We start from the raw sequence: 26,022 nt of genomic DNA on the forward strand, positions 1-26,022 counted from the left end.
GCGGGGGTTTTTTTGTGGTTGGGCTGAGGGGTCAGCCCCCTCTTGGCCTGCGGCCAATTCACCCCCGGGATACTTTTGGACCAGATGAAGGGGCGGCTTTCGTTCAGGCCTTTAGCTGTGTCGCGTTAGTTCCTGAGATCCTAGCTGTCACGACCTGCCCCTCGGTTTGCGGCGCGTCAAATGTGACTTCTGAGAACTGCTCGGTTCGGCCCATATGGGGGTTTTCCATCAAGATGTGATGGGTCTTGCCGATTTGGGCCTGCAGATGCTTGGTAACCTGTGCCCCCCCCGCAGCGCGCAAACGAGCAGCACGGTCTTTGATCACGTTGCCATTGACCTGCTGGGGAATGCGCGCCGCAGGTGTGCCCTCACGTTTGGAGTAGGGAAAGACGTGCAGCCAGGTCAGATCGCATTCGGTGATAAGCTTCAGCGAGTTTTCAAAATGGGCACCGGATTCGGTTGGGAAGCCAGCAATAATATCGGCTCCGAATGTCATTTCCGGTCGCAGCTTGCGCGCCTCTTCAGTGAATCGGATGGCGTCATCGCGCAAATGGCGGCGCTTCATGCGTTTGAGAATCAGGTCATCGCCATGTTGCAGGGACAAGTGTAGGTGAGGCATCAGCCGCGGTTCGGTCGCGATGGCATGCATCAGGTTGTCGTCCACCTCGATCGAGTCGATCGAGCTGATCCGCAAGCGCGAAAGGTCGGGCACCAGTTTCAGGATCCGCATGACCAGATCACCCAGTTTGGGTTCGGTGGGCAAATCAGCGCCCCAAGAGGTCAGGTCAACGCCGGTCAGCACGACCTCGTTATACCCTTTGTCGACCAACCGCTTGATCTGATCCACCACGACACCAGCCGGGACGCTGCGCGAGTTTCCACGGCCATAAGGGATAATGCAGAAGGTGCAGCGATGGTCACAGCCGTTCTGAACCTGTACATAAGCGCGGGATCGGGTGCCAAAGCCGTCGATCAGATGACCAGCGGTCTCTGTGACTGACATGATGTCATCAACTTGAACCGCCTCGGTTTCGCCGATGAAATCTGCGGCCATGCCTGTCCAGGTTTGAGGCCGCATCTTTTCAGTGTTGCCGATAACTGCATCGACCTCGTCCATCTTGGTAAATGTCTCGGGCTCGGTTTGCGCCGCGCAGCCAGTGACGATCAGACGCGCGTCGGGATTTTCCCGCCGTAGTCTTCGGATTTCCTGACGGGCCTTGCGGACAGCCTCGGCCGTCACCGCACAGGTGTTTACCACCACCGCATCGGTCAGACCCGCCTGTTCAGACAGCTCTTTCATCGCCTCGGTTTCATAGGCGTTGAGGCGACAGCCCAGGGTGGTGAATTTCGGGGCGCTCATCCCAGTGACCTTAGGAATTCGGGTGTCAATGTGCCGGAAAACACATGCGTCGTTGGTCCGGTCATCCAGACACCATCGTCACGCCAGTCGATCCAAATCGTGCCGCCATCCAGTTCGATCTGAACTTTCCGCCCGGTCAGGCCCTTACGGGCAGCCGCCACAGCCGTCGCGCAGGAAGACGAGCCAGAGGCAAGCGTGATTCCCACGCCGCGCTCCCAGACGCGCATGCGAATATGGTCGGGGCCAATGATCTGTGCAACCTGAACGTTGGTGCGTTCCGGATAGAGAGGATGATATTCGTATCGCGCACCGAATTCAGCCAACGGAATGGCCTCGGCATCTTCGACAAAGAACGTGCAATGCGGATTGCCCATGCCCGTCGCCGTCGGCCCGCCCTCAATCGGCAGTTCTAGTGTGTCCACCTCTTCAGCCAATGGGATTTCGTGCCAGTTTAGCTGCGGTTCGCCCATATTGACCGAAGTCAGCCCGTCACCAGCATCTTTGGCAAGCAGCGTTCCCCGTTCGGTTGTCAGAGTCAGTTCGGATTTCCCTGTCTCGGCCATCAGAATGCGCGCAATACACCGGGTGGCGTTTCCACAAGCGGCCGAGGTTGAACCGTCAGAATTATAAAACACAAGATGCGCGTCAGCTGCGGTGCCGTTTTCTATGACGGCTAGCTGATCGAATCCCACGCCAAACTGCCGGTGCCCAATTCCTCTGGCCAGCGTCGGCGTAATCGGTGCCGCATGCGCGCGCGCGTCCACAATGACAAAGTCATTGCCTAGCCCGTGCATCTTCATAAAGGGCAATCCGGTGTCGTATGCTTGTGGCATGGCGGGCATATAACGTCGTGCGTAAGATGAATCCACCCTGTCGCGTAGATTCCTTAAAAAAGGGGTTGACCCCTCGGTATCACCTGCCTAATTAAGCCGCCTATCGGGACGCTTGAAACACTGATTGTGATGGCGAAACGAGGCGCAAAATAAGGACTTGAACCCAGTTGGGCAATTGTCTTAGAGAGCGCCACGGATCGAACAGATCCAGAAAAGAGTGGGCCGTTAGCTCAGTTGGTAGAGCAACTGACTTTTAATCAGTGGGTCGCAGGTTCGAATCCTGCACGGCTCACCACTTTTTTCAATGATATGACAAATGACACCTTATCGTTCCTTTGCGACAGGTTTTTTCCTTTCAATGGATTGCTTACAGCGGTGCGTTCCCTTCTTAGTTTAGCAAATCACCGCCGGACTGACCGTCCTTAGGTCAGACCCCGTTATGATCGTGCTTGCTTCGCCGAAGCAGCATGTTACTGGCTTGTGCAGCGCTATTGGTTGATTGGGTGACGCTACAACAATGGAGCAGACAGTCGTTGCCGCAAACTTCCACGTTGGAAGGCCAAACAACATGCGCCTCCACGTTCGAGCCGAAAATAGGACATGATATGTGGCGTTGTTTTCTTCACAACCAGCAAGAGTTCAGTATGCGCGAGTTAAGGTCTCAAGTGATCCGAACATTGCCTTCGGTGTCGAGTCTGAGAACTCATACACCCCTTGGCCATCATTGCAGATCCGAAGCGATCGCGGAAAGCGAAGGATCATCGGGATTAACCGAAAGCGCACGGTCCAGTACTAGTCTTCCTGCATTCGACCCGCCTGTTGCGGTCGCCAAGCGTACCCGCATCACCCAGGCGTCAACATTTTGCGGGTCGAGAAGTGTCACTTCTTCAAAAGCTTTTTGAGCGGCAGATATGTTGCGCATTGTAAGTGCTATCCCGCCAAGAACCAGATGAGTTTCTGGATAGTCTGCGCGGTTGATCAACGAGTTTCTCCATTCAGACAATGCATGTTGCAAACGCCCTTGTTCGTGACGGGACAATGGCGATCCCCTTGCAGACAACATTGCCCGCGCAGCTGCGATCCTGACGGTCCGGAACGGATCCTCCAACAAAGGCAGCATCTTGGAAATCTCGTCTTGATCTGCATCGGTCAGCAAACCCACTGCACTGGCGCGCACCATCGGATCGGAATCATCCAACTGCGTAACCGCTAAGTCTCTCACCTCCTGTCCCGCATTCTGCTGCAACAACCACAAAGCCGTTGCACGTATGATTGCAGGCTGGGCAGTGTCGCGCACCAACTGGGCAAGATCATCACTAGCCGTGCCCGGATCGGCGCGCGCCGTCGCCAATACCTGCCCGAAATGTGCACCACGTTTTATGCTTTGCGGATACCAAGCCTCTAAGGTCTGCGCGGCCCATTCGGGCGTTCGATCCGTATGGCAGTCGGTGCAGGCATCCGGAGCCCCTGTCTCAGCCGCGAGATCGGGCCGTGGGATGCGAAACCCGTGATCTCGGCGCCCGTCAACGCCCATGTAAATCTGCTCTGGCATATGGCAGCTTTTGCACTCTGCACCTTCCGAGTCCATAGGATGAAAATGGTGGGCCGGATCGTCATAGAGCGCGAGTGTTAAGCCAGGAAACTCTTCCCGCACTTCTGGCGAGTGACACTGGGTGCACACATCGTTCGACTCGGTGATGAGCGTTGCAGAGTGCGCCTCATGGCAATTGGTACAACTGACTCCGCTGGCATACATTTTTGATTGCAAAAAAGAGCCGTAGACATAGACCTCGTCCAGTATTTGGCCGTCCGAATAATAAAGACCAGGCCGCAGCAGAGCGAGGTTGTAATTGTCGTGATACGGCGTTCCCGGCAGCGGGTTGCCATCTCCTAACGCCTCACGACGAGAATGGCACGTTGTGCATTGCTGGATCGTCGCTTCGGCACCCTCGTTGAAATCCATAGTCAGTCCGAACACGTTCAACTGCCCGCTGTCGTTTACAAACTCGCGCCCTTCGGCCCAGTTCAGATGGGCTGCGCCAGGACCATGGCAGGCTTCGCAACCAACACCGATTTCGGCTTGGGTTGATAAGTAAGTACGCGTGTTCGGGTCATAGTTCTTCTCAAACCCGGTGGCATGACATTCCGCGCATCGGGCGTTCCAGTTTTTGTAAGGGCCGGTCCAATGCAATCCGTCATCCGGGGGCAGATCCTGATCTGGATAGAGGTGATACCAGCGCTCCTTTTCCGCATCCCAGACCACGTCAAAGCTCTGCAGCCGACTTGGTTCGGTTTCGAACAGGTATTGCTGAAGGGGGGCGATGCCCACAACAGAATGCACCGGGTACTCGGTAGTAACCCCATCTTTTTCTGTAACGGCTGCTCGGTATTGATCCCCATCGATGCTGAACTGGACACTCATGCCATCGTGGCGAAAGGATGTTCCATCGAAATCAGCAATCACTGTGTCCGGCGACGGCTCTGTCCAGGCAAGCGCGTGGTGTGAGCCGCTCCACGCAGAGGCGGCATCGACATGGCACTCGGTGCAAGCCGATGAGCCGACATATGCAGGTTCTTGCGCCAATGACGCGACCGGTGGAAACAGACAAGATACTCCGGCGATGGCTGCACATCTGATCGGGGGCACTGATAAACGAAAGACTATATTAAGGTCCTTCCCCGGGCTATTGCGCGCCAGTGTAGATGCGCGACCAGTCCTTGGCCATATCAACAATGAGCCAGCCCAGATTCGGGCCGTTTTCAAGCCCGTCGCACAGCTGACCGATATGGCTATCACAGGCATAGGCAACCTCGCGCTCACCATCCGTGTGATGGACAATCAAACCAAACCGGGGGCCTTCTCCCGCCGTGGTCCATTCAATCATCGCATAATCGCCGTCAGAGTTTCCACCAGCAATGATTGGCCGTTTTCCGATGATCCGGTCAATATTGATCGGCTTACCTTCCTTATCGTCGACAAAACCAATTGCTGGCTGTTTGATGATGGTAGGAACGCTGTCGATCACCTCATAGCTGGTTTCGGTATAGGTGCCAATGACTTGTTCGGTGGGGATGCCATAGGCCGCCTCTGCAAAGACGCGCATGAAATGAATCCCACCGCCAGAGACGATGTATGTCTTGAACCCTTCGTCACGCAAATAACGCAGCAACTCCAACATCGGCTGGTAGGTCATCTGGTCATACCGCAGACCCGTGACGGGGTGAGTTGCGGTGGCAACCCAGTCGCTCACACTTGCCTGAAAATCGTCTACGCTCAGACCACTATGGGTCGCCCCCAGAACTTCGATCACGGCCTCTTCACCGGCCTCAGCCAGAGCCTTATAGTCGCCTGCAGCAGCAGCCTTGAGCGCATCAGACGTAACCATTCCCGGGTCATCCTGCGCCATCTTCTGAAACGCTTCAATCGCATAGATCAGCTGGAAATAAACTGGCTGCTCACCCCACAGCGTGCCGTCATTATCAAAGACGGCGATGCGGTCGGACGGGGTGACATAGTCATCGGATTCGGGGTCGATAACGCTTTCAACAAACGAGATGATCCGCGCCTTGCTGTGTGTTTCATTCCAGGATGGCAAAGGGTCTGCGAATGCTACGGAAGTGATGAACGACAGCGAAAGGAACAGAGAATATCTGAGCATGAATTGGTACCTTACCAGGGTCAAAGAAGACGGGCCGCCACAATTGTGGCGGCCCGGATCGGTTCATTATTCAGGATCAGTCGCCTACGGGCGCGATCATCTTTTCCATCACCTGCTCCAGATTGAAGCTGGCGGCCTTCTGGCGTGGTGGAAATTCCTGGAATGTCGCCAGGAAATTGCCGACATATTGCTGTGCCGGTACCAGGAAATAGGCCCTGTTAAGCAACCAGTCATAATATGTGTTCGAGGTCCGGTAGGCGCGCTCATAGGGGTCACGGCGCAGGTTGATGATCAGGGGGATGCGCAACTCCGTCCAAGGTTCCATCCAGGCGCGCAGGGTGCCCCAAGCCTTCTGCTCAAGGAAAATCAGCTTCCAGTCGTCATACCGCAGCGCCGTCAGGTCGCCGTCATCCGAGAAATAGAAAATCTCATTACGCGGTCCCGCTTCCACTTCGCCCTTGAAATAGGGCAGGAAGTTATAACCATCCAGATGCACCTTGTATTCACGTCCGATGGCCTGAACGCCGCCCTGAATCAACTCCTCCTTGATGTTGTCACGGCCCGCAGCGGCCAGGTAGGTCGGCAACCAGTCCATATGGTGCATGATCTCGTTCGAGACCGAGCCAGGCTCGATCAGGCCGGGCCAGCGCACCATCGAGGGCACCCGCCAGCCACCTTCCCAGTTGGTGTTCTTTTCACCCCAGAACGGAGTCATTGCGGCATCCGGCCAGGTGTTCATATGCGGGCCATTGTCAGTCGAATAGTGCACGATGGTGTTGTCGGCGATGCCCAACTCGTCCAGCAGGTCCAGCAATTGGCCGACATGCATGTCATGTTCCAACATCCCGTCGGTATATTCGTCGTTGCCCGGGTTGCGCCGGTCATCAGCCACATGGGTGCGGAAGTGCATCCGTGTGCCATTCCACCAGACATAGAAGGGTTGGCCCTGCTCGTGCGAGCGTTTGATAAAGTCGATGGCAGCGGCGACGGTTTCGTCATCCACTGTTTCCATACGTTTTTTGGTTAGCGGGCCAGTATCTTCGATCGTGCCATCGGCCTTGGACTTGATCACTCCACGTGGGCCATAGGCCTCGCGGAAGGTGCGGCCATCGGCCAGAACCTGATTGCTGGGATAGTCTTCGTTCTCTGGCTCTTCCTCGGCGTTCAGATGGTAGAGATTGCCAAAAAACTCATCGAAACCATGGTTGGACGGCAGATGCTCATCCTTGTCGCCCAGATGGTTCTTTCCGAACTGACCGGTAACATAGCCTTCGGCCTTGAGCAGCCCCGCGATTGTCGGGTCTTCCTCTTGCATCCCTAGATCAGCGCCCGGCAGGCCTACCTTGGACAAACCGGTCCGAAACACCGACTGCCCCATGATGTACGAAGACCGTCCAGCCGTGCAGGATTGCTCGCCATAATAGTCGGTAAAGATCATGCCATCATCAGCGATTCGATCGATATTGGGCGTGCGATATCCCATCAGACCCATCGTGTAGGCCGAGATGTTGGATTGCCCGACATCGTCACCCCAGATCACAAGAATATTAGGCTTTTGCTCCTGTGCGATTGCGGGAACGGCCAGAAAGACCGCGCAAGTTAGCTTCATTAGCGGGCGTATAATGCGCCGAGGCTCAAAGGCAGCAAGCATGTTTTCAAACCTTTTTTGGAGTAATAGAGAATGAGCTCAGCCTACACGGAAATTTGAGTCGTTGTGTTAAAAATTGATTTATGGGTCAGCGCAACTTAGTCTGAGCCTCAAGCAAAGCGCGACTCCGGTCTCGACTTGGATGCGTTTCAAAGCTGATTTAAATCAACATTGTAACCGCAGGAGTATGCTACGCCATTTTCCCGCGAGGATTGAACAGAGATGCACGCTTGCTCACTCTAGATGTAAAAACAATTTGGGCGATGACGGAGTAATCCTATGTCCGCATATGATCAGATCATCGAGCTCAAGACCCGTATGGGTCAGTCCATTATTGGTCAGACCGAGGTGGTCGAACGCTTGCTGATCGGCTTGCTGGCCAATGGCAACCTGCTGATCGAAGGGCTGCCGGGGCTTGCCAAGACACGAGCCGTCAAGGCAATGGCAAAAAATCTAGACGCGCAGTTCAGCCGTATCCAGTTCACACCCGATCTGCTGCCTTCGGATGTCACCGGAACAGAGGTTTACGTTCAGGGTGGCGGTATCTCTGAATTCCGGTTTGAGCCGGGACCGATCTTTGCCAATATCGTGCTGGCAGATGAGATCAACCGCGCGCCGGCCAAAGTGCAAGCTGCGCTGCTGGAGGCTATGGAGGAACGCCAGGTCACAGTGTCAGGCACGACGCATAAGATGGAACCCCTGTTTATCGTCATGGCCACACAGAACCCCATTGAACAGGAAGGCACCTATCCCCTGCCTGAGGCACAGATGGACCGGTTCCTGATGCATGTGAACATCCTCTATCCCCCGGTCGAGGATGAGGTCAAAGTAATCCGCCTGGTCAGGGATGAGGAACGGTTCGCCAGTCAGCGAAAGAAATCCGACGCAACCGAGCCCGCCCCTATTTTGCAACAGGCCGTCTTTGATGCCCGCACAGAGATTTCTGGCATTCACGTCGCGGAAGCAATGGAACGTTACTTTGCCGATCTGGTCTATGCCACACGAACCCCCGCAGCCCTCAGCGACGAATTGGCGAGCTGGATCGAGGTCGGTGCCAGCCCGCGCGCCTCAATCGCGTTGGACAAATGCAGCCGGGCTCATGCATGGCTGGCCGGGCGCGACTATGTCGATCCGCTCGACGCTCGGGCTATTGCCCATGACGTGTTCCGCCACCGCATAACGTTGAGCTACGAGGCGCAGGGCGCTGGCCTTTCGCAAGATGAGGTTACCGACGAGATCATCAAACTGGTTGCCCTGCCATGACCGCAGGCCCTTGGCCAAGGATGCTATGCCAATGATGAAGAAGACAGCGATTGCAGAACCCGGGCATGATCACCGTGTCTATGTCAACCTGCACCAGTTGGTCGTACTCAGACGGCGTGCGTCGCGACTGACCTTCTTGCCTCGACAACCGGCGAATTCGGTTCTGAACGGCCGCCATGCTTCGAAACTGCGCGGTCGGGGGCTGAATTTCGAAGAACTGCGCGCCTATCTGCCTGGCGATGACATCCGCACGCTGGATTGGAAAGTAACGGCGCGCACTGGAACGCCTCATGTCCGGGTCTACACCGAAGAACGCGACCGCCCTACGCTGCTGCTGGTAGACCAACGCATGTCGATGTTTTTTGGTAGCCAAGTTTACATGAAATCAGTCATTGCCGCCGAGGCCGCCGCCATCGCTGCGCATTTGCTATTGGCGCAGGGCGATCGCGTCGGCGGGTTGGTGTTCTCGGACGACGCCATCTCAGAACACCGGCCCGTGCGCTCGGCCGTGGCCGTGCACCGGATGCTGGCGTCGATCGCCGACGCCAACGGTCGGTTGTCAGCCCGGGGTCAGGCCACCCGGCCTGACCTGTTCAACCAGATGCTGCGCTCCGCCGCCCGGATTGCCAAGACAAACTATCTGGTACTGATCTTCTCCGATTTCGACGGTGTTGATGCCGCGTCCGAGCCACTGATCCGCAGGCTCGCCCGGCATAACGACCTGCTGCTGTTCAACATTGCCGACCCGATGGCCGGGCGCATTCCGGCAAATGCACACCTTGCCATATCGGATGGCGCCCTGCAGGCCGAGATCGACACCTCTTCTGCCGAGACTCACAAACAGATAGAAACCTTTGCTCAGGATCGACTTGCGCATATCCGCGGCTGGGCACAGAAATACCAACAACCCTTCCTGCCGCTGTCGACGCAGTTCCCTGCGCTGGATCAAATCTCACATCTGTTGGGGGTGTCATGAACCCGGATCTGCAAGGCCTCAACCTTGTCGAGCTGATCGACCTCTTGGAGCCCGCGCCGGAACCTGCGCCAATCTCGATGATGCCGCAAACTGTTGGGTGGGTCTGGCTTGGGCTGGCACTTGCGCTGCTGGTCGGATGGCTGATCAGAAGAGCCATACAACACCGCCAAGCCAACGCCTATCGCCGTGCAGCCTTGGGCGCGCTGGCCAAAGCAGAGGATGATCCGGCTTGTATCGCCGATATCCTCCGCCGCACTGCATTGAGCGGATTTCCACGCGGCGAGGTTGCAGGACTGACCGGCAAGGATTGGCTGCACTTTCTCGATCAGACTATGGGAGATGACCGGTTCTCGAATGGCCCTGGACGCATTGTCCCGCAGGCCCCCTATCGCCCGGCCCCGGCATCTCCAGAGCTAACCCGCTTGGCGCACGACTGGATCGTGACGCACAAACAGCCAAAGCAAGAGGTCTGAAGTGATCACCTTGGTGTATCCCTGGCTCTTGCTCCTTCTGCCGTTGCCCTGGCTGGTGTGGCAGTTCCTACCGCCGCACCGCGAGGAGGTCACGGCAATCCGAACCCCCTTTTTCCGACAGCTGACAGAGGCAGCGGGTGCCACACCGCAGGCGGGTGCGACAGTGCTGCACCGGAGCAGAATTCAGATCATTACTGCACTATTGGTCTGGACAATGATCGTGATCGGTCTGGCAAACCCTCAACGGCTAGGCGATCCTATAGAAATCGAAAAATCCGCCCGCGACGTTGTGCTTGCCGTTGACATCTCAGGCTCCATGGGCCAGCGGGATTTCATTGGTGAAAGTGGACAAAGATTGCAGCGTTTGGACGCTGTCCGCGATGTACTTGGGACCTTTATCACCGAGCGCGACGGTGATCGAATGGCCCTGATCGTCTTTGGTACGCGGGCCTTTGTGCAGGCCCCTTTCACAGAAGATCTGCAAAGCTTGGAGGAATTCCTTGATCAGACGCAAGTGGGTATGGCCGGGCCGAACACAGCTATCGGAGATGCCATCGGCCTGGCGATCCGTATGTTTGACAGCAACGATGTCGAGAACCGCCTGATCATCTTGCTAAGCGATGGTGCAGACACCAACAGCCGGGTTTCTCCGGTCAACGCCGCCGAGATCGCCGCTGACAAGGGCGTTGTCATTCAGACCATCGGCGTCGGCGACCCTGAAGGCACAGGCGAAGATCGGGTAGATCTGACAGCATTGGAGGATATCGCTGACCGCACCGGTGGCGCATTCTTTTATGCCAATGACAGCTCCGCTTTGTCGCAAGTCTATGAGCAGATCGACGCCATGGCCCCGCGGATCGTCGAAGAAGCCAGTTATCGCCCGACCTTTTCGCTCGTTTGGGTGGCCAGTCTGCTCGCCGCCTTGCTTGGCATAGCAACGCTTGTTGCTCTGCTCGCTTCACGGACTTGGAGGCGGGCATGACCAATTTTCTTGATGCCTTCCACTTCCTTCGCCCTGTCTGGTTGATGCTTTTGCCCTGTGTTGGGCTGCTTTGGTACATTGCAAGGCGTCGTCCCAGGAAGGAAAGACATGACGCCCGGCATTTCGCCCCGCATCTGGCGGCGGCGCTGCAGGTCGGTTCAAACACCCGGCGGCGTATTCAACCAGTTGACAGCGTCATGCTCTGTCTCAGTCTGCTGGCACTCTCGGCAGCTGGTCCTTCATGGAGCCGTATCCCCAACCCGCTGATCGCGGAAACCGCTCCCCTCGTGGTGGCGCTCAAGGTGACACCTTCGATGGAGAACACCGATCTGGCGCCCTCTCGGCTGGATCGCGCAAGGTTCAAAATCCTTGACTTGATCGCCGCGCGGGCTGGCGGGCGCACAGCGCTTGTGGCCTATGCAGGCACCGCGCATCGGGTCGCACCACTAACCGAAGACCCAAATATACTGCGCCCGCTATTGCAAGGGTTGAACCCCAAGGTGATGCCGGTTGAAGGGGATGATGCCGCTGCCGCACTGGAATTGGCGCGCGAAATTCTGAAGGTCGCAGAAACGCCCGGCGCGATCCTCTTTGTGCTGGATGATCTAGATCCGGCGACGGTTGCCGCGCTCACGAAGGACGACCCCGAACAAGCACCGGTGGCGATGTTGGTCGCTGTGCCTTCCGGGAAAATCCCTGCCCAGATTAAGGGGCTCACAGGCGTTTCGGCTGTTGAATTAACCGCCGATAACCGTGACATCACGCAGATCGAACGGCAGCTAACCTCGGTGCAACAAGCGGCGCAGCTTAACGATGAGCGTCTTGATTGGGATGATCGCGGCTGGTTGCTGTTGTGGCCTGCGGCATTCATTGCGTTGCTGTGGTTCCGCCGGGGCTGGACCATGCGTTGGGGCGCCGCCCTCGTCGTTGTCACCACGCTTCAGATGCCGGGCAGTGCACATGCTGAAGGATGGGAAGACTGGTTTCTGACGCCTGATCAACAAGGACAGATTGCCTTTCGAAACAAAGAGTTCGTACGAGCCGCCGACTTGTTTTCTGCCCCAATGTGGAAAGCTCACACATTGTTGCGCGCCGGCCGCTACGAAGAGGCCGCAGAAGTATTTGCCGGGTTGAGCAGTGCCGAGGCAGCCTTCTCCGAAGGTCTGGCACGGATCGGCAACCGTGAATACCGCGCCGGTGCGCGGGCATTTGAAACCGCTCTAAATCGCCAGCCTGATTTTCCCGCCGCGGCCAAAAACGCCGAGATCGCCTGGGCCATTGTCGAACAGGTCGAAACGACTCGCGAGCAATCCGACACTGGCGAAGAAAGTGGCATCGGGGCAGACGACATGACATTCGACAACGAAGCTCAACGCGGTGTGACCTCACAGGTCGATGCACCTATGGACGAGGCAACGGCGCCGTCTCCCGACCAATGGATCGACAGCATCGACACCGAGATGGGGGCTTTCCTGCGCAGTCGGTTCCTCTACGACAATAGCGAGAAGGGCACATGATCCGCACTCTGATCGCGATATCGTTCCTGTGCATTGGTGCCAGCATCGCCACCGCACAAGACCCGCGCTTTACGGCCGAGTTGGAAAGCGACAGCACAATCGTCGGTCAGCCGCTGATGCTGCGCATTTCGATACTTGTGCCGACATGGATGCCGGAACCGCCGGTCTTTCCTGCCGTCGAACTTCCGTCACTTCTGGTTCGCCAGCCCGAGCGTTCCTCGGGGCCGATCAGCGAAAATATCGATGGTGAAACCTGGTCGGGGGTGCGCCGCAGCTATCGCCTCTACCCGCTCGCGGGCGGCAGCTATACTTTGCCGACGGGCGACGTAACGATTACCTATGCCAACCCAAACACAAGTGAGCCTGTGACATTCGCTGCATCTCTTCCTGAACTGACCTTCGTCGCCACCATCCCAGAAGGGGCATTTGGGCTGGATCCGCTGATCATCGCCAGGCGGTTCGAACTTCAACAACAGATTGACGGAGATTCCAGCCTAGATGTCGGCGGAGCCATGACGAGGACTATTACAGCAAATATCACCGGCACCTCTCCAATTATGATCCCTCGCCTAACTCCTACATCTGACGGAGAAAGCCTGCGTGCCTATCCAAAGGACCCCCAAATCGACGAGAAAGTGGACCGCGGTCAGATGCTAGGGACGCGGACCGAAACAACTGCTTATGTTGCCCAAAACGAAGGGACCGCCGCATTGCCGGGAGTGTCGCTCGATTGGTTCAACATCGAGACTGGACAGCTGGAAACCGCGACAGTTCCCGCTATTGATGTGTCCATTCACAGCGCAGTTTCTGGCAGTGGAGGCGAGTCAAAAACATGGCACTTGTCCAAAGTGTTTTGGCTTGTGCTGAGTCTGGGCGCGCTCACTGCAATAGCGATCTGGGCGTTTTCAGCGCGAGTAACATCGTTGCTGGCGGTCTTGAAAGCTCGCGCTTTCCAAACAGAATGGTACGCCGCGCATAAGTTTAGCAAAGCCATCTCACGCCGTGATCTGACGGCTGTGACGACCGCGTTTTCCGAGTGGAAGAAACACTATCCCGACGTACCAGAACAAAGCTTCTCGGTGCTGCTCAACGGGATGACCTTAATCGGCAAGGCTCGGTTTGGGGCGAAGACAGACGAGACCACCACGAACTGGCGCGCGTTACGTTCAGGGTTCTCAGCCACGCGCCGCCGTTTGTGGAGCAAATACCGCCCCTCGCGCCGCAGCCCACAACTACGCAACCTAAATCCGATGTGGTCCGGTAGTTCGACCCGATCTCCAATCACAGCAGCCTTAACCGAGGCGGACTAACGCGACGAGAGTCAGCCCAGCCATAGCCACATAAGGCATTCGGATCACTGGGATCTTATCCTGTGCCATGTCGTGCATGTTGCACCCGCTCTTACCGGTGTTATTGCGTTGGCCAATGGAGAGTTCCAATTAAACCGGAAGACAGTGTGGTCGCTGAATGGTAAATCTAGCGGATAGAGTGATGAAGCGGGCTGCACAGATCGGCGTCAGCGCCAATCAAACCGGTAACATTGTATGCACCGCATCCAATTTCATGCGCCTGGCTTCGTGATATTTTGCCATTTCTGTGGGCTGGCCATTTCGAACCTGGAGATTAAAGGCACTTAGTTGCCCGCCTCCCGTCCAGAATAGAGCACCTGCTTAAACTCGATCCCATCCGCATGAATGTCCGCTTCACATTCTTGCGTTTGCCGATCTTGCCGTTGCAGCGAATGACCGCTTCCCGCCCTTTGACCGTAAACTCAAAGCAAAGCTTTCTAGTGAAGCGCAAAATATAGGGCCAACACCGAGAACTGTCAGCTCTGCGTCAACAAGTTCATTCATATGTCTATTCGAAGTTGTGACCAATAACAGAGCAGAACTAGTTTTGAGTTTTGCACCGCAGCACTTGATCTACAATCTCGGGTCGACTGGTTCACTTTCCAATGCAAGCACCGCCAATGCACATTCATGCACCTTGGAAAGTGGAAGCCCTTCGACAAACCGATGCAACCCCTCGAAACCGAGTTTGAATTCCCGTTCTGCAAGCGAGAATTTACGGCCCAGCCCGCGTTGGCGGAGGCGCTCGATATTCTCAGGCAAGTCATAGTCGGGACCATAGATAATCCGAAGATAATCGCGCCCGCGCACTTTCATTGCCGGTTGGATCAGACCTTTGTCGCCACGCACGGTGAATGCATTGGGTTTGAAGACAAGCCCCTCTCCTCCCGCGCCGGTGTGTTTCATCCACCAACTGACAATCGCCTCGCGATCAGCCGCTTTGTTCAGATCAATCCGCTTCCAACCTGTTGTCTGCAGGATCGGATCGGCGGCGGCCAATTTGCCCAGGGTATCCATGTGCCAGGTGTGAGGCTGATCCGCATGGACTTTGCCTTCGCTCGCCAGGATGTGGAAGGGCGCAATGCAATAGTCTTCAATACTGTCCGCTGCCCAGCAGTACCCGTCGATTGTCTGCCCCATGAGATCTGCGTTGGAAAACTGGGTTTCTGTGCGCGTGCTCAACGCATCCAACCCCTCGATCTCCCCGGCTTTGGAAATCGCCTCCAGAAACGCCGAAGCAGACGATTTTGCTGCCGCTACTGTTGGCAAATATTGCCGTTTGAGCAAGTCCTGCGCCTTGGCTGACCAAGGCATAAGTTCAGCGTCAAGAAGCACCCAGTCGGTCTGAAGCTCGTCCCACAGACCCGCCGATTGCATTGCTTTTCCAATTCGCGCAACAACTGCGGCTTCTTCCGACTCGTCCTTGAAGAAAGGTCGCCCGGTACGTGTATAGATCACGCCTGCTTTCCCGTCTTCCACGCCAAATCGAGCCTGGGCAGCGTCCGCATCCCTGGCGACCACCAACAAGGCACGCGATCCCATGTGCTTTTCTTCAACAACCAGGTCGGTCACACCCCGGCTTGCGAAATGGTTCATCGCCTGATTTGGATGTTCCAGAAACGGGCCTTCAGGTGCTGTCGGGCAAGCGGCCATCGTGGGTGGCAGATAGATCAGCCATCTGGGATCAACGGCAAAACGGCTCATCACCTCCAGCGCGGCCAGGCTGTTTTCCTCGGGGATTTGCAAGGTGGATTTGAACCGGGTTTCGATCCGCATCTTGGTAGCATAATCGTCGAAGTAAAGCAGGCGGTCATGATCCTGTTGTGCAGACAAGGATTGGTCAGCATCCAAAGGTTTAGCAGGGATCGCGTATTGCGTTTTTGCCGGAACGGAAACCGTTTCCCGCTCGGGCCACCGCAATGCCGTAAGCTTGCCGCCAAAGACGCATCCCGTATCGATGCACATGGTATGGTTCAGCCATTCAGCTTCGGCCATCGGCGTGTGGCCAAAGACGACATCCGCCTTGCCACGGTAATCCCGCGCCCATTCCAAACGCACGGGCAAGCCAAACTCATCGACCTCACCAGTTGTCTCGCCGAACATGGCGAAGTTGCGCACATGGCCGGAGCCGCGCCCGTGCATTTCCTCTTTCAGCCCGGCGTGGGCAATGACTAGATTGCCATCCGCCAGCCACGCATGAGAGCGCAGATCCCAAATGAAGTCCGAGACCTGCTTACGGAAGGCCTCCGAGGTTTTTTCAAGCTCAGAAACGGTCAGATCCAACCCGTGCGCCTGCGTCACATTCCGGCCCTTCAGCCACTTGTTCAGCTTGAAGTCGTGATTGCCGATTACGCAGCGGCCAGAGCCTTCATCGCACATGCCCATGACAAGGCGCAAAGCATCCAGATTGCGTGGCCCACGGTCTGTGATGTCGCCGACAAAGAACGCTGTACGACCCTCAGGGTGGCGGGCGTGGATCAGGTCTTCGGAATCCACCTCGAATGGGTCTATCACGTATCCGAGTTTTCCTAGCAGTTCGGTCAACTCATCAAAGCAGCCGTGGACGTCACCGATGATGTCAAAGGGACCATGATCAGTGCGGTTGTCCGTCCATAGGGGTTCGCGCACAATCTCCAGCGCATCCACTTCCTCAGGGGATTTCATGATCTGAACTTGACGGAAGCCCTCTTTCTGCAACCCGCGCACGCCTCGTCTGAGAGCTTTTGAGTGGTTACGCGCCACGTGTTCACCAAAATCGCGGTTGGGGCGGTTCTGATTGCGTTCATGGCAAATCTTGGGATCGATGTCGAGCACCAGCGCCACCGGAAGCGCATGATATTTGCGCGCCAGTTGCACGAGCTTTGCCCGATCCTCACGTTTGACTGATGTGGCATCGATGACCGTCATCAACCTGCGCTTCAAACGAATGGCCACTGTATAATTGAGCAGATCAAAAGCATCGCCGGTTGCAGCAAGATCGGTTTCATCATCCGAAACAATCGCCCGGCACGTATCAGAAGACACAATCTCAGTTTCCAGAAAGTGCTTGCGCGCAAAGCTGGACTTGCCCGAGCCGGTGGCGCCGATCAGAACAACAAGAGCAAAATCTGGGATGGATATCTTGGTCATGTTGCATCCCCGACGAAAGGTCTTTCATTTACGATCCGCAGCAACAACGCGTCGCCTTCAGCCATCAGGTCCGGCCGTTCATCCTGTTTTGCCACAACTTCAGCCCAAGCAATCTGATCGTGAATGAAAGCATCAATCATCGGAATACGAGCGCCACGCCCTATTTCCTTGGCAGCGGATTTCAGGACCAATAGCCGTTCAATATGTTCGATGAGTTCTCGGCTCAGAGACTGACCCTCGACCAACGCCTGTAGATTCATTGGTGGCTGGACCGAGGGGTTTTGCGTGATCCATGAAATCGCCAGAGCGGGCCGCAGGATGTAGAAGTATTTTTTCAAGGACACATCGGCGTTATCGCCGACATGCTTGTCCCATTGCTTCACCGCTAGGTTGCGATAGTGATGCAGGCAGCTTTCGCCAAATGTGGTTTTGTCCGCAAATTGGATCAGACGGTCACAAACCGCATCATTCCAGCGATACCGGATCGGACTCGACAGCCATTCCAGCATCACCGGATTGGGCTTGATCAACAGGCCAAGAGCTTTGCGAATGTCCCAGCCGTTGATGTCCCAGTCGCCTTCGATGGGCAGTTCTATGACATCACGACCAGGCTCAATTCTGAGATACCAGTCAGGTTGGCGGGCATAGATGAACCGCACATCGTAATCGCTGTCGGGCGACGGAAATCCCCAGGCACGGCTGCCGCTTTCAATAGCAAAAAGAATGCGCACGTCGTGATCTGCCTCCAACGCGACTAGCTTTGATTGGATCACCGCTTCGATATCCGGCGCCACGGATGGGACAAAAACAGGCAGGCTCACACGGCATCCTCCTGTTTGAACACAGCCATCTGCGATGGGCCACCATGGGTGTCGTCAACCGGCCCCAAAGGCGTGAAACTGACGCTATAGCCATGTTCTTCAGCCACCATATTGGCCCAGCTTTCGAATTCCGCTCGGGTCCATTCGAACCTGTGATCCGGATGGCGCAGCTTGCCGTCCTTCAAGCCTTCAAACAGCACATTGTATTCGCGGTTGGGTGTCGTCATAACCACCATGCGTGGCCGGGCATCTGCAAAGAGCGACAGGACAAGCGCCGACAAGCGGTGCGGTTCGATATGTTCGATCACCTCGACAAGCGTCGTGGCATCAAAGCCCTGCCAGCGCCTGTCCCCATAAGTCAGGCTGCCCATCTGAAGCGACACGCGCTCGGCCATAGCGTCCCCTGCCTGATGCAGTCGCAGCTTGCGATGCGCCGTCTCCAGAGTCCTCACCGACGCATCCACGCCAACAATGCGCGCCAGACCTCGCTCCTTGATCAGTCGCGACATCAGCTTGCCTTCACCACAGCCCAGATCAAGGACCGAGGTGACATTGTTCTGCCTAAGCACCTCTGCCACCGTATCCAACCGCAGGGCGTGCAAGTGCAGCGGCTTTTCAAGTTGCTCTTCAGGCTTCAGCTTCGGGGCGTCTTCTTGTTCCTCGTCCTGAGGTGCCGTTTCTTCGAGGCGGGCAAGGGCCATGTTCATCAATGACCGGCGATGCTTCAAGGCGCGGCGCGTGATGAGTTCCTTATCGGAATGCTCGGACAACCATCCCTCACCCTTCGCCAGAAGCTTGTCGATCTCTTCTTCGCTGACATAGTAGTGCTTAAAGTTATCCAGGACGGGCACCAGCACATAAAGATGCTTGAGAGTGTCCGCGAGGCGCAGTGTTGCGGACAGACGCAGATCGACAACCTGCGCTTCGCAAATCTCTGACGGTGAGAGAATGTTATAACCCAATGGCTCGAACAGACGTTTGACCAGATCCAGATCACCCGACAAGGCGACAGGCACGACACGGATTTCAAACGGCAGCGCACGGTCTGCCAGAGCCTGCCGGTCCTTCGATTTTCCAGCCATCGTCTGGGCGAAGGCCCGCCCCATCGCAACCGACAGAAATGAGCTTGCCACAAAGGGACGGTCATTCACGTATTGCGCCAAAAGACCATCGCTGTGCTGGTTTTTTCCACGCACCAGACCGACGGGATCGACATCTAGATGCATCACAGCTGTTGTGCGGCCCTGAGCTTTCTCGGGGTAGAAAATCGTGACCTCGCCCGCCGATGTTTCCCGCCTGTGTATGTGGTCAGGATGCTTGTGAAGCAAGAATCCAAGGTCGCTTGCGGCGTAATCAGCATCATCGGGTGCGGTAAGGGTGATTTCTATTTGCATAATGTGCTCAATCAAGAAGGCTTTGAAGTTTAAGGCATAAATGCCAATTTGGGCGGATACAAGGCGGCTGAATTCGATGTGTGATTAAACTGTAGCCCAACGCCCATGAATGGGTTGCAAAGGGCGCCGGTGATTACCGGCGGCCTTTCTTCTTGTTTTTCCAGAACGGCGGCACGTCTCCTGCCATGATGCAGCCGTAAGGGTCGATATAGTCTTCGATTTCGGCCAGATCATAGGATTTGATCTGGGCAACCACATTGTCGGCGTTCTTATAGCTCGACGGCAGTTCCGACGCGTCCACGCCCCCGGCGTGGAATCGAATATCCAAGCCCTCGGTTTCTGCCTTCAGCATTTGCTCAGGCGTGATCGATCCCATGCGGCGTTTATGCTCGGACCGCGAGAAGTTGCGCCCTGCACCATGCGGGCTAAACCCCAGACCGTGATCCGCGTCCTTGCCACGCACTACAAGCACGGGTTCGGACATGTTCAACGGGATAAGCGTGAGCCCCGTCGCATCCGATGCGGACCCATCCCAGGCTGGGGTCGCGCCCTTGCCATGGTAGTAGATATTGCCCCGCTTGAAGACGAAGTTGTGCTCGTTCCAGAACCGCTCGCCCACATCACCCACTCGCGCGGCCTCGACCGTTGCTTGGTGGATGGCGTTGTGGTTGGCCTTGGTCCACCTGCGGATCAGCTGAAGCGCCTCCCAATAGTCGCGACCTTCCTCAGTATCTGCCGGGATCCAAGCGTTCTGCTTGGCAGTCTCGGGCGACAGTTCCTTGCGGAACTTCTCGGCCACATGCATCCCGCGCTTATACAGAACCGCCCCCGGTCCGCGCGACCCGTGGTGGGTCACAATCGCCGTCCGTCCGGTTTTGCGTGATCGCCCGACAAACAGGAAATGGTTCCCATCTCCTTGCGTGCCCATATGTTCATGCGCCATACGCAGGGATTTCGGGTTGTCCAGAAAGGGGTTCTCCCGGAACGCGCCCATCAGCTTCATCGAGGTTGTGAACCGCTTGCCCTGAGGTCGCCCGCCCGGCCCGAAATGCGTCACAGATTGCGCGGCATCTAGTACCGCTTTAGGGTCAGCATCTCCGAGATCGGTGATCATCACCGAACAACAGATATCCGCCGAGTGCATCCCTGGATGAATCGCATTTCGCGCCGCTGCCACACCGCCGACCGGGATTGTGCCCACTGGCCCAGCCGGACAGGCATCTGGCATGATTGCCCCGGCCTCAATGGTCGGTGTCCGCATCAGCGCCGTCATCGTCTCGCGAACTTTGGCGACGTTATCCTCTTCGTCAGGGTGTTCCGCATCGATGTTCTCGTGAAACGCGACCTCTCCGCGTGCACGCAGATCAATCGTTGGCGGGATCGGAGGGATTGCTCTCTCCAGCTCCTGCCGGATGCGCACCAGACCAAACCCTTCGGCCCGCATCTCATTCGCGCGCGCCAGCAGGGCCGGGAATTGCTTGCCAGGGCGATGACCCCAGTCTTTCAGATGGTCCCCGGTTACGGGGTCGGCTTTGGTGTTTTCAGCCATATTCTTAGTCTTTCTTATTAATACTCGGATACTTGCGATGGAAAAACTCCATGCGACTTCGTACCGATGCCGCCGAATCGGCACTTAGCAGCCTGACCTCTTCAGGGAATTCTTTGCCTCCATCTCTGATGAGTTTGTCAGCTACTTTCTTACGAACCATCGCGGAGGTGTCACGGGCACCAGAACGCACAACGGCCGCGCAAACATTTGGGTCAATCTCCAGATTCCGTTCTTCGAAAAGCGGAACACGCCTGCTGATACCCAGAGGTTTGTTGATCCATTGCCTTTTATATCCACTTTTCCAACGCACCTTTTCAGTCAAAACGCATTCGGTAGCGGCTGATCTGACGAACGGTGACCTCGCGGACCTCGCCAATCGATTCAGCGCATGATCTAACGTGCTTTCAAGGATCAGTCTTTTGAGCACGTGCACCAAAGGACCGTCTGCTTGTTCTGCTAAAGCTTCTTCCAAAGCGGAAAGCCAGAGAGGACACTCCCTGAGGACATCAAGAGCTTCGGCACCTCCGCGTTGCCATATTCCGACTCTCGCAACAGCAAAAACTGCCAATCTGGATAGGGCCGTTTGAGGCAATTGCGGAGCACGGATGCGCAACCGATCAAACGCTGCTTTGCGTACTTGTGGAACCCAATCGTTGCTACGCAGCAATAGTGCCGTTTGAGCTGCGGTATCCTCATCTCCGATGATCATCGATTGCACAGCGGCCTCTCGATATCGTCCATTATGACTATGCACAAATAGCCATGCGATTTGGGGGCTTTTTGCAATTGCCTGCTCGAAAAATGGCGGCTTCAAGCGCAAGATACGGGCAACCATACCGAGTTTCCGACTCCCTTGGAGTTCAGCGTTTCGATGTACGCGGCGCAATTGCGGATCAATCCGGGCGACGTCCCATGGGGAAAGCCGAGCCCTATGCGCGTTGAAGCGGCACAATGCCAAACTTGGGGTGCCGTTCAGACACATATCGACAGCCTTGCTGGCTAAATGGAGCGTTTTTTGAGTGTCTGTCATCATAATACTCTATGCATTTAACCAGTAGCCCCGGCGACAAGAGGTGAAGAAACAGTTGGGAGGTCCGCCCCGCATCTGAATGGGCAGATGCGTTTGCCGTCTGGGCGCCGACACGGAGGGGAGTTGAACCCGCTCGACCTGTCCCTGTTGTGCCATGTAGTTCCTTCGGCATTCGCCGGGGCATTCCTTCTGATTGGGTCTCGACGACAAAAGTTGGTGAAACACCTGCTCTACCTGACTGAGCTACCGTCCCTCCCCACGGGGCAGGGACGAGCGGGATTCGAACCCGCGACACGGAGATTAGATTCTGTAGTTCCACCGGCATTCGCCGAGACATGTTCCTTTTATTCGGGTCAGGCAGACAAAGGGTGGTGAGACAGCGCCCTTTGACGGACGCGGATGATTAACAGCGATGTAGTCCCACCGGCATTCTGCCTGATGTTGCTCGGGTCCCGGCGGCAAGGGGTTGGTGAAACATTGGGGCCAACTGCTCTATCCACCTGAGCTACATCGCGGAGCGCGATGGCGGGAGTCGAACCCACGACCTGTTGGTTATGTAGTTCCACCAGCATTCGCCGAGAATTGTCTGTTTGGGCCAGGCGGACAAGATGTTTGTGAGACATCGGACAGAGTTCAAAGCTGTAGTCCCACAGGCATTCCGCCTGACCCGTTTTCACAGTTCGATCTTTTCGATCTCGCCGACCCAATGATCCGGGCCGGTCTGACCGTTGGCAAACGCTGCGATCCGGTCAAAGACCGCATCCGAGAACCCTCCGACGTTCAACACGTCCTCGCGTGTCTGGGCCTGCGTGGTCCCATATGGCGCGATGTCGATGCAGACCAGTTTGGCCTTTGGGTTACGACGCTTGATCGCCTCCCATTCCTTCAACGTCGCCGTTCTCTGACCGCCGGCGCGTGCGTCCACCCACGATTGGTTGTCAGACACGAACACCACAAGATCAGGCGACCGACCACGATCATTCAGCCACTTCAGCGGCGCGGAACAGTTGGTCCCACCACCAGCCAGATCGGCCAAACGCTCGGCGTTCGTCAGGATCGTGTCAAGCGGCTCAAGACGTACGTCACGCACGTCGAAGTCGAACGGCAGAACCTGGCACCCACGGTTCATGCGCTGGAATGACGCGGCCACAAGGGCTGCGACATCCACGTGACGCACAACCGAAGTCGCCCCCGGGCGATACCCGGTAACAGCCCAGGTCATCGACCCCGACACATCAGGGCACACAACCACCTGACCCGCCACTTTCGGCACGTTCTGCACTGCGATTTCCATCGCATGATGCAGAGCGTCCACGATCTCGCGCGGCACCTCGCCCGACACGTTCTGCGCCGCAACCATCAGCTGGTAAGGGAACGCACGTGCCTTGGCGATCGCCTCCGGGTTACGCAGCAGGGCGGCCACATGATCGACGTTCTTGGTCACGCCGAAAACGCCGTGGCGTTGGAACGTATTCAGGTTCTGGCGCACCATCTGCCATGAACCTTTGTGTGCGATCCGCGACCAATGGGCCGAGGAAAGCTCCAGCTGCGTCAGCATCTGGAATGGCACATCAGGCACCGGACCCTTGCCGGTGTCCTTGAAAACCATCCAATCCTGCACAGCCTGTGGCAATCGTGCCAAATCGCACGGCCGGCCGACAATCCAGGCAAACAGCGCCTCGCGCTCAGCCGAGGCTGGTTTCGGATGCACCATCTTGATCACGTCCGCCAATGACGGGTCGTTCCCGATATTGGCGTTCAGCAGCGCCCAATCAGACGCGGTGTTCAGCCAGTTCTGCACCATAGCCTTCGGCGCAGAACCCAGTGACTTACGACCGGTTTGACCGGAACGGATAACCTGCACAAAGGTACGCAATATCTTGCCGTTGTCGACCACATGGGTGAAAGCCGCACGGAACAGGACCGGATCACGCCGGGCCAGAACAGCCAGCAACACGGCAGGCATATCCTTCATGTAGCTCGACCGGCGGGCATAGATGGCCGCCTGCGCCAGATAGCGCGGGTCAACGGATTCGGCCACGTCCAGAACATATTCCAGCTCTTCCTGCAGCGACTGATAGAACATACCCCCGAAAGTGCCGGTAACAGCGACCTGCGCCAGGGCATGGGTATCGGAATAAGCGTAGGCCGGTGCCGCGTGGGCATTCTTTGCAGTAGCTTTCGGCAGCAACCGGCCTTTGATCGATGCAAACACGGATTTGTTCGCCATTCTTTTGTTCCTCATTTGTTGTTAGGACGTTTTGGCATGATGTTCGGTTCACCAGAAAGAAAATCGTAAAATCAAACAACTGCCTGATATTAAATCAATAATATGGAGTTTGAGCTTTCTTTCACACGTATATACTATCTTATAGTATCGCTACTTATAGATTTGGATACACTATGAAGAATGTGGTCATCGGCTTTCTCGGAACCCAGTTGGATATGGGCAAGAAAAGGCGTTGGAAACCGACGCCCAGCCTTGTCAGCCACGATCACTTCAAGGTGGATCGGCTCGAAATCCTCTATGACATGCGGTTCAATCGTCTGGCCAAGCAGGTTCAGCGCGAGATCGAAGAAGCATCACCAGATACAGAGGTACTGCTCCAACAGCTTGACCTGAATGACCCATGGGATTTTCAGGAGGTCTATGGCAAGCTGTTCGACTTCGCGCGGTCCTATGGGTTTGACGATGAACGCGAACGGTACCATGTGCATCTGACCACCGGGACACATGTGGCGCAGATCTGCTGGTTCCTGCTGACGGAAAGCCGCCATGTGCCAGCGCGACTGATCCAGACCGGCCCACCCGGACCGGATGAGGAAACGCCAAAGTTCGATGTCATCGACCTGGACCTGAGCCGCTATAACGCGCTTCAGCAGCGTTTCGACCAACTGTCGCGAGAGCACAGTGACCAGTTGAAAGGTGGAATCGAGACGCGCAACGCGATTTATAACGATCTAATCGACCGGGTTGAGCTGGTCGCCAGCAATTCCGACGAACCTATCCTGCTGCTCGGTGAAACCGGCACGGGAAAGACAGAGCTGGCTGAGCGCATTCACGGCCTCAAACTCGATCGGCGCCGCGTCAAAGGCCGTCTGGTCCATGTGAACTGCGCGACATTGAACGGACCCGATGCCATGGCAACGTTGTTTGGCCAGCGTCGGTCTTTTCATGGCACTGCGGGGACCGAGCGAAGCGGCTTGCTACGCGAGGCAGATGGCGGCGTCCTGTTTCTGGACGATGTGGACGAACTGAACCCCAACATGCAGTCGGTTCTTCTACACGCCATCGAGACCGGACGGTTCTATCCGTTGGGATCTGATCACGAAATCTCAAGCCGGTTTCACCTGATCACCAGTGCCAACCGCGATCTGCGCAGTTTGACGGCTTCTGGACAGTTTCGCCCCGACCTGTTGGCCCGGTTGAACACTTGGAGTTTCACCTTGCCCGCGCTGCGCAATCGCAGAGAGGATATCGAGGCAAATCTGCTGTATGAACTGCTTCGCTGTGAACGGGATCTGGGCACCCATGTCGGTTTCAATTCCGATGCCCGCACGCAATATCTGGCATTCGCCAAAGACCCGGCAACTCACTGGCTGGGAAACTTCCGTGACTTCTCGGGCTCGATCCGTCGTTTGTGCACGCTTGCACCACGTGGGCGGATCACGAGGGCGATGGTCACGACCGAAATCGAAACGCTTCAAACTGATTGGAAATCGGCCCAGTCCAATGATGATTTCAAGCTGGTTGCTGATGTGATGGGCGACGCGATGTCTGATGTGGATCCGTTTGACCTTGTTCAACTGGCCGAAGTAATCCGGGTCTGTCGCCATTCCTCTAGTCTGAGTGCAGCCGGGCGCGCCTTGTTTGCCGTGTCGCGCAGCAAGCGCAAGACCCAGAACGATGCAGATCGGCTAAGGAAATATCTGGGAAAGTTTGGTTTAGACTGGGGTGCGATTTAGCCAAACGGACGCGGGCGTTCCGGACGCCCCTGTTTGCTCATTCGGCGGCGATGTCTTGTATGCGACCTTCTAA

18 protein-coding genes and 1 tRNA gene are annotated in these 26,022 nt (G+C 56.4%); 8 read left to right on the forward strand and 11 right to left on the reverse strand.

The window, feature by feature from the left end:
* Positions 1 to 103 precede the first annotated feature (103 nt).
* Both mtaB and dapF read right to left on the reverse strand, forming a co-directional pair.
* Positions 104 to 1,360, reverse strand: a complete 1,257-nt coding sequence (mtaB, locus tag ACR0BU_RS12005) for a tRNA (N(6)-L-threonylcarbamoyladenosine(37)-C(2))-methylthiotransferase MtaB (RefSeq protein ID WP_480737349.1) — start codon at positions 1,358 to 1,360, stop codon at positions 104 to 106.
* Positions 1,357 to 2,202 carry a diaminopimelate epimerase gene (gene dapF / locus ACR0BU_RS12010; protein ID WP_480737347.1) on the reverse strand — a complete coding sequence of 282 codons (846 nt, stop codon included), beginning with the start codon at positions 2,200 to 2,202 and terminating at the stop codon, positions 1,357 to 1,359. The genes mtaB and dapF overlap by 4 nt, the downstream gene beginning before the upstream one ends.
* Before the next feature lie 210 nt (positions 2,203 to 2,412).
* On the opposite strand from dapF, the gene ACR0BU_RS12015 reads away from it, so the two are divergent.
* Positions 2,413 to 2,488: transfer RNA gene (locus ACR0BU_RS12015), tRNA-Lys, on the forward strand.
* A 426-nt stretch (positions 2,489 to 2,914) separates the two neighbouring features.
* Here ACR0BU_RS12015 and ACR0BU_RS12020 read toward each other — a convergent pair.
* The 3 genes from ACR0BU_RS12020 to ACR0BU_RS12030 form a co-directional block, all read right to left on the reverse strand.
* Positions 2,915 to 4,777 carry a multiheme c-type cytochrome gene (locus ACR0BU_RS12020; protein ID WP_480737345.1) on the reverse strand — a complete coding sequence of 621 codons (1,863 nt, stop codon included), beginning with the start codon at positions 4,775 to 4,777 and terminating at the stop codon, positions 2,915 to 2,917.
* A 100-nt stretch (positions 4,778 to 4,877) separates the two neighbouring features.
* Entirely contained in the window at positions 4,878 to 5,852 is a 975-nt protein-coding gene (locus ACR0BU_RS12025) for an HAD family hydrolase (RefSeq protein WP_480737344.1), read from the reverse strand.
* A gap of 76 nt (positions 5,853 to 5,928) precedes the next feature.
* The gene (locus ACR0BU_RS12030; RefSeq protein ID WP_298937930.1) at positions 5,929 to 7,461 is read right to left on the reverse strand and encodes an arylsulfatase; all 1,533 of its coding nucleotides are present in this window, start codon (positions 7,459 to 7,461) and stop codon (positions 5,929 to 5,931) included.
* Positions 7,462 to 7,779: 318 nt separating this feature from the next.
* Between ACR0BU_RS12030 and ACR0BU_RS12035 the strand changes: the two genes are divergently transcribed.
* Genes ACR0BU_RS12035 through ACR0BU_RS12060 form a run of 6 tightly spaced genes read left to right on the forward strand, consistent with a single transcriptional unit; the run spans position 7,780 to position 14,021 of the window.
* Positions 7,780 to 8,763, forward strand: a complete 984-nt coding sequence (locus tag ACR0BU_RS12035; RefSeq protein ID WP_480737343.1) for an AAA family ATPase — start codon at positions 7,780 to 7,782, stop codon at positions 8,761 to 8,763.
* Between the two features lie 31 nt (positions 8,764 to 8,794).
* Positions 8,795 to 9,739 (forward strand): DUF58 domain-containing protein, encoded by a 945-nt coding sequence (locus ACR0BU_RS12040; protein ID WP_480737342.1) that lies wholly within the window; start codon positions 8,795 to 8,797, stop codon positions 9,737 to 9,739.
* Complete coding sequence (locus ACR0BU_RS12045) at positions 9,736 to 10,212, forward strand: DUF4381 domain-containing protein (protein ID WP_298937933.1); 477 nt, start codon at positions 9,736 to 9,738, stop codon at positions 10,210 to 10,212. The genes ACR0BU_RS12040 and ACR0BU_RS12045 overlap by 4 nt, the downstream gene beginning before the upstream one ends.
* Before the next feature lies 1 nt (position 10,213).
* A complete protein-coding gene (locus ACR0BU_RS12050; protein ID WP_480737341.1) occupies positions 10,214 to 11,194 on the forward strand; it encodes a VWA domain-containing protein in 981 nt (326 codons plus the stop codon).
* Complete coding sequence (locus ACR0BU_RS12055; protein ID WP_480737340.1) at positions 11,191 to 12,711, forward strand: VWA domain-containing protein; 1,521 nt, start codon at positions 11,191 to 11,193, stop codon at positions 12,709 to 12,711. Before ACR0BU_RS12050 ends, ACR0BU_RS12055 begins: the two co-directional genes overlap by 4 nt.
* Positions 12,708 to 14,021 carry a hypothetical protein gene (locus tag ACR0BU_RS12060; RefSeq protein WP_480737339.1) on the forward strand — a complete coding sequence of 438 codons (1,314 nt, stop codon included), beginning with the start codon at positions 12,708 to 12,710 and terminating at the stop codon, positions 14,019 to 14,021. The genes ACR0BU_RS12055 and ACR0BU_RS12060 overlap by 4 nt, the downstream gene beginning before the upstream one ends.
* A 612-nt stretch (positions 14,022 to 14,633) precedes the next feature.
* On the opposite strand, the gene ACR0BU_RS12065 is transcribed toward ACR0BU_RS12060, so the two are convergent.
* From ACR0BU_RS12065 to ACR0BU_RS12090, 6 genes are all read right to left on the reverse strand, one after another.
* The gene (locus ACR0BU_RS12065; RefSeq protein WP_480737337.1) at positions 14,634 to 17,189 is read right to left on the reverse strand and encodes a polynucleotide kinase-phosphatase; all 2,556 of its coding nucleotides are present in this window, start codon (positions 17,187 to 17,189) and stop codon (positions 14,634 to 14,636) included.
* Positions 17,186 to 18,010 (reverse strand): nucleotidyltransferase domain-containing protein, encoded by an 825-nt coding sequence (locus ACR0BU_RS12070; protein ID WP_480737336.1) that lies wholly within the window; start codon positions 18,008 to 18,010, stop codon positions 17,186 to 17,188. Before ACR0BU_RS12070 ends, ACR0BU_RS12065 begins: the two co-directional genes overlap by 4 nt.
* A complete protein-coding gene (locus tag ACR0BU_RS12075; protein WP_480737334.1) occupies positions 18,007 to 19,404 on the reverse strand; it encodes a 3' terminal RNA ribose 2'-O-methyltransferase Hen1 in 1,398 nt (465 codons plus the stop codon). The genes ACR0BU_RS12070 and ACR0BU_RS12075 overlap by 4 nt, the downstream gene beginning before the upstream one ends.
* A gap of 133 nt (positions 19,405 to 19,537) precedes the next feature.
* Positions 19,538 to 20,953, reverse strand: a complete 1,416-nt coding sequence (locus tag ACR0BU_RS12080; RefSeq protein ID WP_480737333.1) for an RtcB family protein — start codon at positions 20,951 to 20,953, stop codon at positions 19,538 to 19,540.
* 4 nt (positions 20,954 to 20,957) lie between these two features.
* Entirely contained in the window at positions 20,958 to 21,788 is an 831-nt protein-coding gene (locus tag ACR0BU_RS12085; RefSeq protein WP_480737331.1) for a hypothetical protein, read from the reverse strand.
* An 868-nt stretch (positions 21,789 to 22,656) separates the two neighbouring features.
* Positions 22,657 to 24,213 carry a vWA domain-containing protein gene (locus ACR0BU_RS12090; RefSeq protein WP_480737330.1) on the reverse strand — a complete coding sequence of 519 codons (1,557 nt, stop codon included), beginning with the start codon at positions 24,211 to 24,213 and terminating at the stop codon, positions 22,657 to 22,659.
* Positions 24,214 to 24,386: 173 nt separating this feature from the next.
* On the opposite strand from ACR0BU_RS12090, the gene rtcR reads away from it, so the two are divergent.
* Positions 24,387 to 25,949 carry an RNA repair transcriptional activator RtcR gene (gene rtcR / locus ACR0BU_RS12095; RefSeq protein ID WP_480737328.1) on the forward strand — a complete coding sequence of 521 codons (1,563 nt, stop codon included), beginning with the start codon at positions 24,387 to 24,389 and terminating at the stop codon, positions 25,947 to 25,949.
* Positions 25,950 to 26,022: the final 73 nt, after the last annotated feature.

The organism is Ruegeria sp. CK2, assembly GCF_056536585.1.